The following is an 18622-nucleotide window of genomic DNA, read 5'->3' on the forward strand; positions in this document are numbered from 1 at the left end:
GTTTGCAATTGCCTAGCGACGCATACTTAACTCTCAAGACAAATTTAAACAGCTCATGGATTTCAACCACGAGCTGTTTATGGTTTAGATTTATAATTTCAGTGGCATGAATGCACTTAATACAGTACACATCTTATTTTTCTACCGTTCACTTGTCGTAGTTCCACGGGGTTTTTGCACTCTAGTTTTGAAAATTTGCACCTTGGTTCGAATGGGCAACCTGGTGGTGGGGTAATAAGGCTTGGCGGCTCTCCTATATCAACCATTTTTGTCGTATTTGCCTTTTCCGGGTCAGGTGCCGCTTCTTTGAGGAGCATTGTGTATGGATGCATTGGTTTGTTCACTATATCCTTTGCATTTCCCTCTTCAACAACTAAACCTGCGTACATGACAGCTATTCTATCTGAAACGTACTTGGCAGCTGCCAGGTCGTGTGTTACATGAATAAATGAAATGTGAAATTCTTCTTTTAGTTTAATCATAAGGTTTAATATGCCAGATTTGATTGAAACATCAAGCATTGAAGTTGGTTCGTCCGCTAATATTATCCTTGGCTTGGTTATGATCGCTCGAGCAAATACTACTCTCTGTCTTTGACCGCCGGACAGCTCGTGTGGAAACTTTTCTAAGTAATTGTCAACAGGTGTGAGCTCCACTTCGGTCAGGACGTTTTCCAGGGTCTGGCTTTTGTCTGGAATTTTGTGAATTTTCAGTGGCCTTTCTAATATGTGCGATAGTCTCTTAGTTGGATTTAGTGAAGCGAACGGGTCTTGGAAGACCATCTGAACCTGCCTTCTAAATTCAAGTTCTTCCCTCCGATTCATTTTACTTGGAACCTGTTTTCCGAATAATTCAATACTTCCTGACGTTGGTTCGTATATTCTTGCAAGAACTCTCAAAAACGTTGTTTTGCCACAACCGCTTTCTCCAACAACTGATACTATTTCATTTTCGTAGAGTTCTAAATCTATTCCACGTAAAGCTTTTAGGGTGAACATTTTGAATCCTTTTCTGATTAAGAATTCTTTGGTTAGGTTCTTTACAATCAGTATAGATGACATGAGACCCACCTACCATTTTCTCCATCTTCCAGCAATCTCAGTCCTGGCTTTTCGATTTCACATCTATCGAAAGCATAGGGGCACCTTTCTCTAAACGGACAGCCCTTTATCTGTAGGGAAAGGTCTATGGGTCTTCCCGGAATGCCCTTGTATGATTCGAGGTCTTTTGAAATACTCGGAAGAGCCTCAACAAGACCCTTAGTGTACGGATGAAATGGCTTGGAGTATACTGATTTTGCAGCCCCTGTTTCTACAAGCTCACCTGCGTACATTATAGATATTCTATTCGCCAGTTCAAAAAGCAAAGATATGTCGTGGGTTATAAATATTGTTGAGAACTTTTCTGTCTTTCTTAGTTCTTCGATTTGTTGCAAAATCGACCTCTGTACAACAACGTCTAAAGCTGTTGTTGGTTCGTCCATTATTATTACGTTAGGTGATAACAGAAGTGCCATAGCGATAACTACCCTTTGTCGCATACCACCAGACAATTGATGTGGATAGCTCTCCATTCTTTCGATAGGTATACCAACTAACTGTAATTTTTCTCTCACCAGATTGTATGAATCTTGCTTTGAATATCCGTGGTTTTTTATTAATGCGTCAGCCATCTGGTCCTTTATTTTCAAAACTGGGTTAAGGGAATTCATAGAACTTTGTGTAACCAGCGAGAATTTTTTCCAACGTTGTTTTCTTAGCTCAAATTCAGATAAACTAAGTATATCTGTACTATCTATAATGACCTTTCCTGAGATTATTTTTCCGGGTTTTCTCAGTAACTTAAGAGCAGCAAGGACAAGTGTCGATTTTCCACAGCCCGATTCACCTGCGATACCATGGAACTCACCTTTTTCTACTTTTAGAGAGACATTCCTTACAGCGTGTACAAATTTATTTCTGAATTCATATCCTGCATTAAGATCAACTATCTCGAACACAGTATCACCCCAGTTTTAGCACCTATTTAGAGCGTAGCCTTGGATTAGTTATTTCATCAATAGAAAAGCTTATCAACGCAAATGCCGTTCCAAGTAATACAATGCACAAACCCGGCGCAAGTACCCAGTACCACATGCCATTTAGAAGTGCATTTGCATTCTGTGCCCAATAAAGCATTGTACCCCAAGTGATTTTGCTTACGTCACTCAAACCGAGGAATGAGAGTGAAGCTTCACCTATTATTGCATAAAGGACTGAGTTGAAGAATATCGACGCAATTAGAGATAGCATATTTGGCAACAGCTCTACGAAAATTATATATAGATTGCTTTCCCCAATAACCTTTGAAGCAACTGTAAATTCTCTGTTTTTTAAAGAAAGCATTTGAGATCTGATTATTCTTGATCCAGATCCCCAGCTTGTAAACGCTATTACTAAAATCACCATAAGTGGACCTCGTACCCTCATGTATGAGCTAATAACTATCATCAACGGCAAGCCTGGAATAACGAGGAATATGTCAGTAATGGTTGAGAGAATTCTATCAACAATACCACCATAGTATCCTGAAATCATGCCTACAGCGGTAGCAATTAACGTCATCATTAAGCCGGTGGAGATTCCTATCGTCAGTGATAGTCTTGAACCATAGAATACTTGCGAAAGAATATCACGCCCGAGTCTGTCCGTTCCTAACCAGTGTTCGCTTGACGGAGACTGATAGGGTAAACCTACCGTGCGAGTAGGTTCATATTTAGAAAGTAGCGGTGCAAGAATGGCCATCAGGATGAACATTAAGATTATTGCCAAACCGATTTTCCACTTCACATGAATTACCCCCTAACGCGTGGATCCAAGAAGGCGTATAGAAAGTCCATAATAAGATTCGCTAAAAGAACAGAAACAGATACAAAGAAAAATATGGCTTGTATTAGCGGGAAATCTTGACTCAGCACTGCTCTGTAAAGTTGATATCCAACACCAGGATATGAGTATACTATCTCTGTCAACAAAGCTCCACTTACTACAAATCCAAGTGATATACCAAATGCTGTAATACTTGGCAGGAGTGCATTACGAGCAGCATAGTTTAGCATTATGTACTTTTCATCAAGCCCTTTCGCTTCTGCCAGGGTTATGTAATCTTCGGACAATATTGAGACCATGTTATTTCTCATTGTCAGTATCCAACTCCCTAATGAAGCAACAATTAGAGTTATCGACGGTAATATGGCATGGTATATTACACTTAGAGCAAATTTAAAACCGGTTAATACTTCTTTTGTTGAGTACGCATTTGAAAGCGGGAACCAACCAAACCTGTAACCAAAAACATACAAAAAGAGCATTGCAAGCCAAAAGTATGGGATAGCTCTTAACGAAAGTGAGAATATTAGCAGACCAGTACCTGAAGATTTGTCCCGGTTCCAACCGGCGTATACTCCAAGAAATGTTCCCAGTATGAAGCTTAAGACTGTGGAAACACCAACAAGACCTAAAGTCCAAGGTATGGAATCCTTTAAGACCTCAGAAACTGGAACTGGGTAATGTAAGTATGAAACACCAAATTTTCCAGTAAATGTATTGATTAAATATTCGAAATACTGTGAAACCAAGTTCTTGTCTTTCTCTACTCCAAGTGCAATCCTCATTGCCTCTATGGCTCTCTCATCTACGTTCGGGCCAAACCTTGATAGAATCCTCTCGGCAGGATCACCGGGCATTAACCTCGGTAGTATAAAGTTAAGCGTCAGTGCGAAAAATAACGTTATAACAAAAAACATCAATCTGTTGGCTACGTATTTCAAACTTCTCACCGCCTTTGAACCCTTTCAGCAAATTTGTAATCGGAGTATTAAAAAAGGCAACGCACATTCTCAATGTAATTTATACATTCGCTATTTTGTATATAGGTAAGAAATTGTGCGTTGCCACTCAAAAAATCCTGTTTTACTTAAAATCAACTCATTTGACTGGTTCCAAATTCATCACAAGATAAATCTTATCCATTCCAGTGATCCTTGGCTCAACGTATGGGTTCTTGGCGTTGGGCCAGCCTGTAAAGTTCTTTGTCGAGTAGATGAACCATACTGGGTTGTAGTATAGCGGTATGGCGGGCATGTTTTCAAGCATTATTCTTTGTAACCTTGACATGATGACCTTCCTTGTGTTAACATCCGCAGTCTCTTTTATCTTTGCGAGCAGTTCATCTGTAGTTTTGTCTATCCAACCGCCCCTGTTACTACCTACGTAAGCATTAGCGGAACCAAGATGGTTATCATAGAAATTGTAAGGTGTCGCACCATAATTTGACCAGCTCAGAACAACGTCGAAGTTCTTATTTCTAATTCTTTGCAGATATTCTCCATAATCGATAGGTGTGACTTTCAGTTCGACACCATAGTTCATCATTTGCTGGGATAGCAATTCACATACAGCTATCCAGTCTGTCCAACCCGCAGGAACGAGTAATTCATATGAAAGTTTTATATTTCCTTTCGCAAGTATTCCATCTCTACCCTTTTTGAAGCCAGCTTGTGCAAAAAGTCGTTCGGCGGTTTTTGGGTCATACTTCCACCACAAGTTCTTCAGGTCTTCACTAATTAAATATTCGTAACCGGATTTGATAAGGACAGGATTCACGGGTGCTGCGTAGCCTGTCATACCTATCTTAATTAGCATATCTCTGTCTACAGCATACGCGAATGCCTTTCTAAGTGTAACGTTGTTAAACGGCTCTTTAGCCAAGTTAAAGAAGAGGAATACGGGGTTACCTTCTGCAAACCAGTAATTTAAGTTCTTGTTTTGTTGGACAAGTTTTTCAATCTGTGGATAGTTAATTCCTGCCCAATCAAGCTCACCATTTGCCACCGCAAGTTGAGCGCTTTCATTACCGCTATATGCCGGGATTCGTATTGAATCTACCTTTATTTTCGAGGCATTCCAGTAATTTGGATTCTTTTTAAGTGTTACAACCTGTGTTGAAAAATTGTCAAGTAAGTACGCCCCTGTACCTATTGGTTCTTCATTCGTAAATTTCGATGGATCTTCAACCTTACCCCAAATATGTTTCGGAACGATGTAAACACCCGCTAAACTATATAAAAGCAAAGTGTTCACAACATTCATCTTAACCTTAACTGTATAATTGTCAACTTTTACTACATCTACAACTCCACTTTTCCATATTCCAACAGTGTCCAAAGCTGGGAATTTTTTCAGAATTTCAAAAGTAAAGATAACATCATCGGCTGTGAACGCTGTTCCATCTGACCACTTTACGTTGTTTCTCAGCTTGAATGTTATTTCCTTATACCCGGCACCCCATTTGTACTCTGAAGCTAACCATGGAATGAATTGTCCAGTCTTTGTATTAGCATAAATGAGAGTCTCATAAATGAAACCGGCTGCAACGTAACCAGTCGCGCCAGAGAAGTATGGGTTGAAATTTCTCTGGTAGGGACCCGTTACTGAAATCACTATCGACAATTCGTTCGCTACCGATAAGACCGATGCAATAACGAAAAACATGAGTACTACTTTCAAAAGATACCTCTTCATACCTCTCACCTCCACCTTCGGAATATACTTCGCGTATATTTGTTATAACATTCTATCATATAAACGATTCAAAAAAAACGTAAGGTAAACACAAAAATCTGGGAAAAAGTAGAATTAACTACAGAAATATACATTTTATGAACAGTTTCTAAGTAATTCGCAATAAAAGAATCTATTTACATATAAGATCTATCGCTGACAAATCTAAAACCAGAAAACTCAACAGCTTTTTCTAACTTTTCTCACCATTTCTTTTCCGCAAGTTCTTGCTTCAACAAACTACTTAGTGAGAAATTACAGGCAAAGCGATTTCTATTCATAGTTTCTGAATGCATAAAGGATATGATAACTTATTCCACTGTCAACAATTTGCTATACGTGAAGTATGTATGACAAGTGTTGTACTAAGTAGGAAATTGAACTTACAATGATAATCGAATTCTAACAAAGGGATTTTCGCCTATTCATATACGCGAAGTAACGCAAATACTGAGCAGATTTCCTTGAATTAAATCAACATGTCTTGTCATTCTAATGTTTTCAAATAGCATGATCCCTCCAATAGTCAGCAAATTCATGCACAACAAGAAAGAACTCCTTATCATGGAGCAGCGATGTGAGAAGTTTGCATTGTTTAATCTACGATCTGTTGTAAAATAAGAGTGGAAAAGTAATTTTTTGAAATTACTTGTATATACAAGTATATACAAGTTAAACGCAAATATCAGGACTATTTTGCCACTTTTGAGATTTCCGTTTTGTATACCACGGGTATAGAATTTCAGTAGGTGCGAAGAGAAACGTGCCCATCATGCTGAAGAAGGAGGGGACTGTATGAGTTTTAAACGATTGTTCGGAAGTTTGGTTGTTCTGTTTCTCGTCTGTACGGTAGCGTTTGCTGCTGTAGAAATTACTTTCTGGCATGGTTTGGCCAGAGATCCTGACAAGAGTAGTATTGACAAAATCATCGCAGCATTTGAGAAAGAGAATCCAGGGATAAAGGTTAAAGTTGTTATAGTCCCTGCAGCCGAAACAGATTCAACGAAGTTGCTTACAGCGGTTGCTGCCGGTACCGGTCCAGATTTGGTTTACATCGACCGCTTTACAGTTCCTCAGAGGGCAGCATACGATGTGCTTGAGCCAATTGATAACTACCTGAAGCAACTCGGAGTGAATGTAGCAGATTTCTTAAAGCAGTTCTATCCATTTGCTGTTGAAGAGTGTATGTTTAATGGTAAGTACTACGCACTTCCATTTGATACTGATGTTAGGGTTATGCTTTACAATAAGAAGTTACTTAAAGCAGCCGGCTTTGAAAGACCACCGACAAACGTTTACGATATGATAAAGATAGCAGAGAAACTTACAAAAGAAGGTAAAAAGGGTAAGTACGATACGGTAGGGTTTATTCCTTGGTACGCTCAAGGCTGGCCCTACACATGGATATTTGCCTTTGAAGGAAAAGTGTTCGATGAAAAGACAGGAAAGTTTGTTTTTGCAACAGATCCTGGGGTAATCGAAGCATTTAAATGGCAAAAGTCATGGGCGGATAGGTTCGGGTATGAAGCTTTGAACGCATTTGGTTCTCTTCAAATTGGTGATTTGACACCGTTTACCGCTGGAAAGCTTGCAATGCTTGTTGATGGTAACTGGACTATATCCGGAATAAAATTGTTCGCTCCTAAGGATTTTGAATTTTCAATAGCTGGTATACCAACGAAATCTGGTAAGAATGTAACATGGGCTGGCGGATGGAGTGTTGCAATTCCAAAAGGTGCTAAGAGACCACTTGAAGCAGCGAAGCTTGCTTTGTATATAGCAACAAAAGGTCAAGTGACATATAGCGTTGATACTCTGCATCTACCAACCTATAAGCCTGCAGTAAGCGAACTTCTAAAGGTTGACCCATCGCAGAAGGTTTTCGTTGACTTACTTGAAGACGCAAAGTGTAGACCTCCTCTTCCAGTTGGTGCGTTGCTCTGGGATAAACTTGTTGAAGCACGGGATATGGTATTGACGGGAAAGAAAACCGTTGAACAGGCTTTGAAAGATGCACAAGATGCTGTTCAACGTGAGTATGACAAGATAATGGCAAAACAAAAATAGGTTGGGTGATAGCGATGAGATTTAAAGCAAGAATATACGTGTTGTTGATTTCAGTTCTGATAATGTCAGTTCTTTTTGCTCAAGAAGAATTTAGGATTCCTGAATCGTCATACTGGTATCCAAATGACTTGTTAGATTGGTCGCTGGAAGCTGACCCAGATGCGAAATACAACGTTTCGCAAGTTCCACTTCAAAAGAGGATTTCTGGCGAGAAAATATCAAGTAGTGCATCCGAGAAGGTTAAGATAGTAGCGCTATCTATAATGAATTCGTCTACAAGTGGTATGCCATCACAGGGAAGAAACGATTCAATGAAGGTCTATCCTTTCACGTATTGGCAGTATGTAGATTATTTGGTAGCCTGGGCTGGTTCAGCTGGTGAAGGTATAATCGTTCCTCCAGGACCAGATACAATTGATGCCGGTCATAAGAACGGGGTTCCTGTCCTCGGGACAATATTCTTCCCTCCGAATGTGTACGGTGGACGAAGAAACTGGGTTGACCAAGTCTTGCAAGAAGATGAAGATGGAACATTTCCAGTTGCTGATAAATTGATAGAAGTTGCAAGATATTATGGATTCGATGGTTGGTTTATAAATCAGGAAACGGAAGGTTGTAACGAAGAGCACGCAAATACGATGGTAAGATTCATAAAGTATTTTAAGACTAAAGCACCAGAACTTATCATCTTTTGGTATGACGCCATGACAGATACCGGAGAAGTTGCGTGGCAAGGTGAACTCAACGAAACAAATGTGGATTTTATTGTGAGTAACGGCGAAAGAATTTCTGATTTTATGTTCGTTGATTTCAGATGGATTTCTTCAAAAAGGCCAAACTCCATTGTTAACACATTGGCAAATTCTCAAAAGTACAATTTATCTCAGTACGATTTCTTTGCTGGTGTATTACTCCAAGGTGATGGGTACAATACTCCTTATTTCAATCTCCCGAAGATTCAGAACACAGACGGCACTCTTAAATTGTCGTTAGGTTTGTATGGTCCTTGCTGGTCTTATTATTCATCAAGAACTTTTGATGAATTTTGGAAAAAAGAAAATGTACTGTGGATAGGCAATCATGAATCATTGGTGTATGGTGAAAAGTCTGTTAAGCCTGATTGGTCTGGATTTGCAAAGTTTGTAGTAGAGAAATCACCAGTAACGAAACTACCGTTCGTAACTAATTTCAACGTTGGACATGGTAAGTATTTCTTCGTTAACGGAGAGAAAGTAAAGAGCACAGAGTGGCACAATAGGAGTTTGCAAGATGTCATGCCAACATATAGATGGAAAGTTGAAGGTAAGCCTTTAAATGTGCAGATTGATTACGATAACGCATATTACGGCGGAAGTTCACTAAAGTTTTCTGGTGAAATGGAAAGAAATGACACAGCTTTGTATCACTTGTATGTTGCAAATCTACCAGTTACAAATAAAACGTATTTCTCTGTAGCATTTCTTTCGGAAGTTGGAAAAGTTGATGGAAGGATTGTTCTCAAGTTTGTTGATGGCGAAACGTTGAGTATCCCGGTTCCAAGTATGCCACAGTGGCGAAGGTACGAGTATTCGTTACAAAATTACGCTGGTAAAACTATATCTGGAATATATCTATCTGTTAAGAGCAGTGCAAAGCAGACTGTTTCGTTCAATCTTGGTGAGATAGGTGTGTACGAGAAAGCAGCATCTCCGAAGGCTAATAAGGTGCAGATCGAAGACCTAACATTCAGTGAAGGGATTTATGCACAGCTAAAGTTGACGATTCAAACTTCAGAAAAGGCAAAAGCTTATGAGATATACAGAAGATTACCGACCGGTAATGAACTCGTCTGGGTAAGTGTTAATCCGTACACCTACATATACAGTCTCAGGCGTTTCGGGCACGAGAACGAAACAGTTTTGCAAGTTGTTCCAGTATCTGAGAACAACACCAGAGGTAAAGCTGTGAGTGTATCTTTCAAGTGGCCAGAATACCCGAAACCAAAAGCTGATTTTGTTGTGAGTAATACCATTATAAAACCAGGCGAGAGTGTTGTGTTTGAATCTAAGTCTTCGGAAACAACAGAAAAGTTGACATGGGAGTTCGAAGGCGGAGAACCCGCTGTTAGCCATGAAAATGTGGTCCGTGTGACGTATAATAAAGAGGGTATATACACTGTTAAGCTCATCGCAGGTAATATTTCCGGTGAGGATGTAAAAGAAGTTCAAGGAATGATTGTGGTAACAAAGAATGCTGAGAAAATACAGAACTTGGCACTTGGAAAGGATACTTACGCAAGTAGCTTTGTTCCTGCTGAGAAACCAGCTCTTGCAGTAGATGGTACAGTTGAGAACAACAGTAAGTGGTGTGCAGTTGGAGATCTTCCACACTGGTTGGTTATAGATCTTGGAAAAGAGTATATAGTTAACAGGGTCATTATAAAACATGCGGAAAGTGGTAAAGAATCTGCGGATTGGAATACAAAGGATTACAGAATACAGATTAGTACTGATGGAGAAAATTGGAAAGATGTAGTTGTTGTTAGAAATAATCTTAAAGGAATAACTGAACACTCATTCCCGCCAGTTAAAGGCAGGTATGTGAGACTGTTCGTTGAAGCCCCCACACAGACTGGAGATAAGGCTGCGAGAATATACGAAGTAGAGGTTTATGGCTTAGAAGAACAGTAATTATTTACACGCTCCGGAGGCTCAGCCTCCGGATTTTGTGGAACAAATCTAAGGAGGAACAAAAGATGAGAAAAAATTCTACTCTGAAAGGTTTAATGTTTATTATGCCCTGGCTTTTAGGGTTTTCGGTATTTAACTTGTATCCTATTATAGCATCTTTTTACTACAGCTTGACCGAGTATTTTATTACAACCAAGCCGAAATTTGTTGGTTTCTCAAATTACAAGTCAATGTTTTCTGATCCTCTTTTTTGGAAGAGCCTTACAAATACGCTTTTGTATGTCGTTGGTTTGGTACCATTGGGATTAGTTGTAGCACTCGGGATAGCTTTGCTACTTAATATAAAGCAACTCAAAGGGGTTTCAGTCTTTAGAGCCACAATCTATTTGCCTTCAATAGTTCCAGCTTTCGCATTTTCTGCTGTTGTAACACTCTTCTTCCATCCGTATATTGGTTTTGTTAACACTATTCTTTCATGGTTCGGTGTAGAAGGACCGCTTTGGTTGAGTAGCGAAACTTGGGTTAAGCCAACTATAATAATCGCTGCGCAATGGGGTGTTGGAGGTGCGATGTTGATCTTTTCTGCAGCTTTGAAGGATATCCCTTCTGAGTTATACGAAGCTGCACAAATTGATGGAGCGTCAAAATTCACTATGTTCACGAAGATAACACTGCCACTCATAACGCCAACGATATTCTATTACCTTGTGACGTCAACTATCGGAAATATGCAAATATTCGATTTACCAATGTTGTTAACTGGCGGTGGACCAGCGAATGCTTCAATGTCGCTTGGTATGTATATCTACAACCAGGCGTTCAAGTACACTAACATGGGATACGCATCAGCACTATCATGGATACTCTTTGGATTCATAATCATGCTTACGTTACTCTATTTTGGATTTTCGAAAAAATGGGTATTTTATATAGGAAAGAACTAAGAGGTGACAGCAATGAGAAGAGGGATAATGAATATATCAATTGCATACATTGGCATTTTCTTAATATCGATTATTTACATATTGCCATTTTTGTGGACGATAGGAACAGCTTTGAAGCCTGATAGTGAGATGTTAGACTTTCCTCCAAGCTTTTTCCCGGACGAACCAACATTTGAAAACTTTCCAAAAGCCTTGCAGAAATTCCCATTCGGAAGATATTTTATGAATTCTCTCATTATAACCATTGGAAATGTCATAGGTGTTGTATTTAGTGCTCCTCTGGTTGCTTATGGATTTAGTAAAATAAAGTGGCCGGGACGAGATGTCTTGTTTTTTGTAATGTTGAGTACTGTCATGATTCCAGGAGCAGTAACTATGGTGCCAACCTTCTTGATATTCAAAAATTTAGGATGGTTAAATACGTTTCTTCCACTGATTGTTCCAGCTTTTCTCGGAGGAGGTGCAATGAACGTATTTCTTATCAAGCAGTTCTTTGAAACTATACCTCAGGAAATGTTAGAAGCAGCCAGAATTGACGGTGCGGGGGATTGGATGATATTCAGAAAAATCATGTTGCCACTTGCAAAACCGGTGTTGGCTCTGGTTTCACTATTCACTTTTATAGGCAGTTGGAACAATTATACAGGTCCGCTGATCTACATTACGAGTGAAGAGAAGTATCCACTAGCACTTGGAATGCCTATGTTCATGAACAGATACGGCACTTACTGGAATCAAGCCATGGCTGCAGCGATACTTACTTTCTTACCTACTGTGATTTTCTTCCTCTTTGCGCAGAAGTATTTAATCGAGGGTATAAAACTCTCAGGAATCAAAGGGTAGTTCTTCGAGTAAAGGAGTGATAAAGTTGGATCCGAAGTATAGAGAGATTGAAAAGTACATAGAACAACTGATTTTAACCGGAAAGATATTACCTGGTGATAAATTGCCTTCAGAAAATTCACTGGCTAAGAAATTTAACACGACAAGAATGACTGTAAGAAAGGCATTTGATGAATTGGAGAGTATAGGATTGATAACAAAGGTGCAAGGCGTTGGAACATTTGTTTCTGAAATAAACGTTTTTGCACATAAGCGTGTAGGACTTCTCATAAACAATAAGAGAATCATGTACGGTGCGGTGAATTTTCTGTCCTCAGTGGGGACAAAAATGTTCTCGTTGCAGAAAGGAGTTAATGAGAAAGAAGAAGAAAAAGCGCTTGATGACCTTTTATCGAAGGAGATAGATGGATTAATTATAGAGCCATCAGAATATTCAATCAGAAACAAGCTACTTAAGGAACTCATTAAGAGCCGTTTTCCAATAGTTTTTGTTGACAGAAACATACCCCTTGATGATGATATCCCAACGGTAATGACTGATAATTTTGCAGGTGGGCGACTTCTTGCGCGTCATATGAAGAAGAGTCATCGTGTAGATAGTGCATTATTTGTGACAGCTGAGGAGTTAACGATATCGAGTGTTGAGGAAAGATACAAAGGAATTTCGAAAGAATTAGGATACAGTCCTCATATAGTGAGAATTGACAGAATTGATGGTGACTATTCCCCACTTGTAAATGAAGTCCAGTTGAGAAATGCTAAGTGTGTATTCTTCTGTAACGATATGCTTGCGGTAAGGGGTTTATTTTATTTAGTTGAAGGTGGATTTAGAATACCAGAAGATATAAGTGTTACAGGGTTTGATGATGAATATGTCTCGAGTATAACGAGACCAAAACTCACAACAGTGAAGCAGGATTTAACTAAAATCGGTGAAGTTGGAGCGTCGGTTTTGATGAGTATTATTAAGGGAGAGAAAGTAAAATCAAGATACCTTGTTGGTGTTGAACTGGTAGTAAGAGAATCTTGTGGTTGTCCATCAGAAGAATGATAAACATGCATGTATAGTTTGGAGGTGCTCATGTGAGAAAGAAGGATTTCGAGATAGGCCACTTATACCGTTTACTTGGTGAGCTTGTACCATACGCAGTAGTTTCCAAGAGAGACTATGAAGGTTGGAAGCACAATGAAAGCAAGATATCGTTACCTTACAAATGGGACGAAAGAATTCTGCCAGCTGTTTTTGTCAATTCTTTTAAGTTCACTTCTCTGGAAAAAGGATACAGTTGCTATCTCAGAGCATGGTTTGGTGGTGAGAGTCTTGTATTAGTAGATGGTCAGCCGTATGGGGAGGTTAATGTTTTTCACAAGGAAGTGGATTTGACTAAATTTTGTGATGGAAAGGAACACATTCTCAGAATTGAGACTATGCCAAGAGGATTGTTCGGGACAAAAGAGGAAAGCGTTTTCAAGAATTCTCAACTGGTAATATACGATGAAGAAGTTAAGCAAGTATTGAATTTTATCAAAAACGTAATAGATGTGACTAAGGAAACAGACGATGAATCTCTTGCTAATTTTCTAATTAGTGAAACCAACGCATTCTTGTCTTCGGTCTCCAAGCCCAAGAATACCGAAGCGTTCAAAAGCTCAGTTGTTGAGAATCCCACCATACTCGGCCAAGTGACTTCTACATGGTCTCATCCGGATTTTCCAAACGACAAAGTCATTTACGATTTGTCTTTTAAAAAGATGCTCTTGGAAAAATTCGAAGAATATGAAAAATCGATAAAATTTAAGGGTCTGCCATTATTTCCAAAAGTAGGGAATGTCTTCGTTTGCGGACATGCGCACATCGATTATGCTTGGCTTTGGCCCGTTGAGGAAACAAAGAGAAAAATCGTTCGAACGTTTGCGAATGCTGTTCAGTTGGCTGAGAAATACGATGAATTCATATATTCTCAATCATCAGCCCAGATGTATGAGGATTTGAAGAGTAGCTATCCGGAACTTTTTGAAAAGATTAGAAACCTTGTGAAACAGGGGAAATGGGAACCTGTGGGCGGTATGTGGGTTGAGTCAGACTGCAACGTTCCGAGTGTAGAATCGCTTATCAGGCAATTTTACTATGGGCAAAAGTTTTTCGAAAAGGAATTTGGAATAAGGAGTAAGGTTGCTTGGCTTCCTGATGTATTCGGTTTTTCATGGGTGCTACCTCAGATTTTGAAACAGTCAGGAATTGAGTATTTTGTAACAACGAAACTGAGTTGGAACGAGACGAATGATTTTCCATATGATTTGTGCGTTTGGCGCGGAATTGATGGCTCAAAAGTCGTATATTACAGCTTTAAGAACTACGAGGAAGGTTATAACGGTAGGATAAGTGCTCGGTCGTTAATAAATACTTTTGAAAATTTCAGGCACAAGGATATCACTAAGGATATTCTGTTGTCATTTGGATACGGTGACGGTGGCGGAGGACCTACGGAAGAGATGTGCGATAATTACCAGCCACTGAACGAGATACCTGGAATTCCAAATGTCAGATATTCTCGTGTTGAAGACTATATGGAACATTTGGTACAAGATTTTGACTTGTCAAAATTGCCTGTCTGGGATGGAGAGCTCTATTTGGAACTCCACAGGGGAACGCTTACATCACAAGCAAGGACAAAAAGACTTCACAAGATTGCAGAAACTCAATTGAGAAATACCGAAGTCTTGAATGCGTTGTACTTGGAAAATTATCAGGAAGAAATAGACGAGCTCTGGAAGGTTCTTCTAAGAAACGAATTTCATGACATATTGCCCGGTTCATCGATTAAGGAAGTCTACGAGGACACTGAACGGGAGTTGACTCATGTCATCGAAAGTTGCGAGAAAATTCAGCAAAGTATAGTCGAAAAGAATTTAATCAGTACAGAAGGGTATACAGCGTTTAATTTCTCATCTTGGCAGCAATGCATGAGAAATGATTCATCAGTTAAGGTCGAGCCATTGAGCTTCGTGCATCTTGATAGATTAGATGATGCAAGAATAATTAAGAAGGAAAAAGCTATTAAAATAATGGTAGAAGGAAAAGACTATATAATGGAAAATGATAAACTCAAAGTCCGTGTGTACCCGGACGGAAGTGTGAATATTTACAATAAAGAGCTCAAAAAATGGGCGTTCAACAAGAGCGGGAATTTGTTAAGGATATACGGTGACGTTCCTCCGTACTGGGAAAATTGGGACATAGATGCTTCGAGCAAACTTTCTGAGTGGAAACCTGAAGTGGAGAGTGTTGAAATCCTTCATACTGAGACAAGCGGTAAGATTAAAGTCAAGTACGTATTTGATTCAACAACAATAGAACAGGTATATGTCTTAGAACCGGAAAGCGACGAGTTATTGGTTGAAACGAGTGCTGACTGGCACCACAGAAGAGCGGTGCTTAAAGCATTATTCCCGACTAATGTTCTGAGCAGGTACGCATTGTATGACATTGATGGTGGATACATCCAAAGGAGTACAACTGATAATACATCTTTTGAGCAGGCGCGATTTGAAGTGCTCGGGCACAGGTGGGTTGACATTTCGCAATACGACCACGGTGTGTGTATTCTCAACGACGGCAAGTACGGACATTGCGTTAAAGGAAATACGATTGAAATGACACTTTTGAAAGCAGGTATCTATCCTGATTTTTGCGTTGATGAAGGGCACCACGAGTTCAAATATTCGATCCATCTACATGGAAAACAAGATGTGATTGATTTCTACAAGAAAGCAGATAAGCTTAATAATCCGGTGAAGGTTTATAAAGGCAATTTGAAGGAACCAAAGTTACAGATAAGAATTGAACCTGAGAATTTTAAAGTGCTCTCAGTTAGGAAGGTTAATAAGAAAGTTTATCTAAGAGTTTTAGAATGTACAGGTTCTTCGGGAGATGTTTCGATTGATTTCTTAACGAACGGTTTAAACTTCAAAAAGGTGTCCTTGGTAAACGCACTCGAAGATTTGATAGGAGATTTGAATGTCGTAGATAATACTGTTAATATTCCAGCTGAACCATTTAAGTTTTATACTATAAGTGTGGAGCTGTAACAAAAAAGACGTAAGGCGCACAAAATACGAATAAACAACAACCGAGGGTATTGACCCTCGGTTGAGTTTGTTTTGAGGAAATTAATTTTCCTTCGTACTCTTGTGAAGGTTCTTCTAAAGTATCAATTGAATGATTTGTTAGAAAGTGTGAACCGTTATCTCAGTACGTTAATTTCTATTTTCCAGAGATTCCATAAATACTTACCCATAGCAAATCAGCAACTATCTTCGGATTTTCTGGGTTTGAGATGTCGACAATGACCAATCCATTTCCGACATCTGCTACGTAAGCATAATTACCCAAGACGTATACAGCTTCTGTATATCCACCAACATCTATATACCCAACTTCTATTGGTTGGACCGGGTTTGATATGTCAAATATGCTCATCGTGCCATCCCAGTAGCTTGTTGTATAAGCATATTTGCCTAAAATTGCTATATTGGTTATTTGTTCATAAGTTTCGAAGTAATCAACAAATTCAGGTTGTGAAGGATCTGATATATCATATATAAAAACAGTTCCATCATCATTTACCACGTAAGCATAATCTCCTGAAACAGCTATATCGACTCCATCAACTCCTTCAAAATATCCAACTTCTACTGGTAATTCAGGGTCTGATATATCGATTATGAACGAACCATTGTATTCATCAGTAATATATGCATAATCACCAGAAATGGTGACACTAACTACGGCATCTACTTGAAAATATCCAATTTCAATTGGGTCCTTAGGATCTGATATATCGAGTATAACCAAACCATTGTATCCATCAACCACATAAGCGTATTTGCCAGAAATAGTAACATCTATTGCATCCTCAACTTGAAAATGTCCAATTTTCCTTGGTTGTGCAGGGTTTGATACGTCAACTATAACCAGTCCATTATACCCGTCAGCTATATATCCATACTTCCCTGAAACCACTACGTTGAGGGTATAGTCGCCAGTATCTACACGTCCTATTTGTTTTGGCTGCGACGGGTTTGATACGTCCATTATAACCAGACCATTATACCCATCTGCCACATAGGCGGACTTACCAAATACATAGATGTTCTTTGCGTACTCATAAGTGTCGAAGTATCCAACTTTTTTTGGTTTGCTGGGATTCGATATATCGACTATCGAAAGTCCATTATATTCTCCTCCCACGAATGCGTAGTTACCTGAGATATAAAGACTCTGTATATTTGAATAATCGTTCATGTGGGCAACTTGTTTTGGATTGACAGGGTTCGATATATCGACTATGACCAGTCCATTGTATCCTCCCGCCACATAAACGTAGTTGCCTGAGATGACGAAATCAAATGGAGGAATTAGTTTGAAATTTCCAACTTGTCTCAGCTGCGACGGATTTGATATATCAAGTATAAACATATTGCCTTTGTTGTCGACTAAGTACGCATACTTTCCGGATATGCCAACAGTTTGTGCGTCACCATCGATATTGAACTGCCCGATTTGTTTCATCTGAGTTGGGTTTGATATGTCAATTATTACCAGCCCTCTATCTCTGAAAGACATGTAAGCATATCTTCCAAAAATCACAAGATCAGATAAAAAGTCATCAGAATATGGTAAAATTCCAACTTCTTTTGGCTGAGCAGGGTTCGATATGTCCACTACTATGAAACCAACTGGGTAGTTTAAAATGTAAGCATACTTATTTGAGACAATTACATCATATGAATATCCATCAATACCTAAATGTCCAACTTGCTTTGGCTGAGTAGGATTTGATATGTTAACTATAACCAATCCATTCTCTAAATCTGCTATATAGGCGTAATCGCCTGATACGTAGACCTTTTCTGACCAACCATCAGTGTTAAATTGTCCTACTAATACTGGACTGTTTGGCTTTGAAACGTCAAATATAAGTAATCCTTCAGGTCCACCTGCACACGCGATAATTTTAATAATTCCAGTAGGCTGTGTACTATTCGCTTGCAAGCTTGTTGTAAAAGAAAAAAACAATAAAAAGAGGAACAATGTTACGAACCGAACGAAAAAAACTCTTTTTACCATAATTACACCTCCTTAGATGTAGTGTAAGTTTTTAATATATATATTAGTTCATACAGAATGTCAAATTGACTATTATTGTAACTAATGAACGAAATCAGACTTATTCAGCTGTTTATATAAATTTTCGGATAATAGTTTAAATTTGCGCTTGTTATCATTTATTTACAACAAGCTGTAAAGTTTAACAACTACAATTATCATGCTCAGTAAAGTATATAGTTCAGAGTAGCGAAAGGTCGATGATGTTGTAGAAGAGTTCGGATGACTTTATCTGAAAATTACTCTTGTTTTCTTATGGTTTTGATATGACTTCTGTATTGAACTTCTAAGAATAAGAAATATTTTATTATCTCTCTAAACGTGAGTGAA

At 38.9% G+C, this 18622-nt stretch carries 12 protein-coding genes; 6 read left to right on the forward strand and 6 right to left on the reverse strand.

Features of this window, described 5'->3' with window-relative positions; translation table 11 throughout:
- Positions 1-116: 116 nt before the first annotated feature.
- From BUA11_RS07415 to BUA11_RS07435, 5 genes are all read right to left on the reverse strand, one after another.
- Positions 117-1061, reverse strand: a complete 945-nt coding sequence (locus BUA11_RS07415) for an ABC transporter ATP-binding protein (RefSeq protein ID WP_072760050.1) — start codon at positions 1059-1061, stop codon at positions 117-119.
- Complete coding sequence (locus BUA11_RS07420) at positions 1046-1999, reverse strand: ABC transporter ATP-binding protein (RefSeq protein ID WP_072760052.1); 954 nt, start codon at positions 1997-1999, stop codon at positions 1046-1048. Before BUA11_RS07420 ends, BUA11_RS07415 begins: the two co-directional genes overlap by 16 nt.
- Positions 2000-2021: 22 nt before the next feature.
- On the reverse strand, positions 2022-2828 hold the full coding sequence (locus tag BUA11_RS07425) for an ABC transporter permease (RefSeq protein WP_245789622.1): 807 nt from the start codon (positions 2826-2828) through the stop codon (positions 2022-2024).
- Positions 2829-2833: 5 nt separating this feature from the next.
- Positions 2834-3817, reverse strand: a complete 984-nt coding sequence (locus BUA11_RS07430) for an ABC transporter permease (RefSeq protein WP_245789624.1) — start codon at positions 3815-3817, stop codon at positions 2834-2836.
- Positions 3818-3965: 148 nt separating this feature from the next.
- Positions 3966-5561, reverse strand: a complete 1596-nt coding sequence (locus BUA11_RS07435) for an ABC transporter substrate-binding protein (RefSeq protein ID WP_072760058.1) — start codon at positions 5559-5561, stop codon at positions 3966-3968.
- Positions 5562-6395: 834 nt separating this feature from the next.
- Between BUA11_RS07435 and BUA11_RS07440 the strand changes: the two genes are divergently transcribed.
- From BUA11_RS07440 to BUA11_RS07465, 6 genes are all read left to right on the forward strand, one after another.
- Positions 6396-7667, forward strand: coding sequence for an ABC transporter substrate-binding protein (locus BUA11_RS07440; protein WP_072760060.1), 1272 nt, complete (start codon positions 6396-6398; stop codon positions 7665-7667).
- Positions 7668-7681: 14 nt separating this feature from the next.
- Positions 7682-10336, forward strand: a complete 2655-nt coding sequence (locus BUA11_RS07445) for an endo-beta-N-acetylglucosaminidase (RefSeq protein ID WP_072760062.1) — start codon at positions 7682-7684, stop codon at positions 10334-10336.
- Positions 10337-10401: 65 nt separating this feature from the next.
- Positions 10402-11280 carry a carbohydrate ABC transporter permease gene (locus tag BUA11_RS07450; RefSeq protein WP_072760064.1) on the forward strand — a complete coding sequence of 293 codons (879 nt, stop codon included), beginning with the start codon at positions 10402-10404 and terminating at the stop codon, positions 11278-11280.
- 12 nt (positions 11281-11292) lie between these two features.
- Complete coding sequence (locus BUA11_RS07455) at positions 11293-12123, forward strand: carbohydrate ABC transporter permease (RefSeq protein ID WP_072760066.1); 831 nt, start codon at positions 11293-11295, stop codon at positions 12121-12123.
- Positions 12124-12148: 25 nt separating this feature from the next.
- Complete coding sequence (locus tag BUA11_RS07460) at positions 12149-13174, forward strand: GntR family transcriptional regulator (RefSeq protein ID WP_072760068.1); 1026 nt, start codon at positions 12149-12151, stop codon at positions 13172-13174.
- Positions 13175-13206: 32 nt separating this feature from the next.
- Positions 13207-16212, forward strand: coding sequence for an alpha-mannosidase (locus BUA11_RS07465; protein WP_072760070.1), 3006 nt, complete (start codon positions 13207-13209; stop codon positions 16210-16212).
- A gap of 175 nt (positions 16213-16387) precedes the next feature.
- On the opposite strand, the gene BUA11_RS07470 is transcribed toward BUA11_RS07465, so the two are convergent.
- Positions 16388-18253 (reverse strand): LVIVD repeat-containing protein, encoded by a 1866-nt coding sequence (locus tag BUA11_RS07470; protein ID WP_072760071.1) that lies wholly within the window; start codon positions 18251-18253, stop codon positions 16388-16390.
- Positions 18254-18622 lie beyond the last annotated feature (369 nt).

It is taken from the genome of Fervidobacterium gondwanense DSM 13020, assembly GCF_900143265.1.
Classification (GTDB): Bacteria; Thermotogota; Thermotogae; order Thermotogales; family Fervidobacteriaceae; genus Fervidobacterium; species Fervidobacterium gondwanense.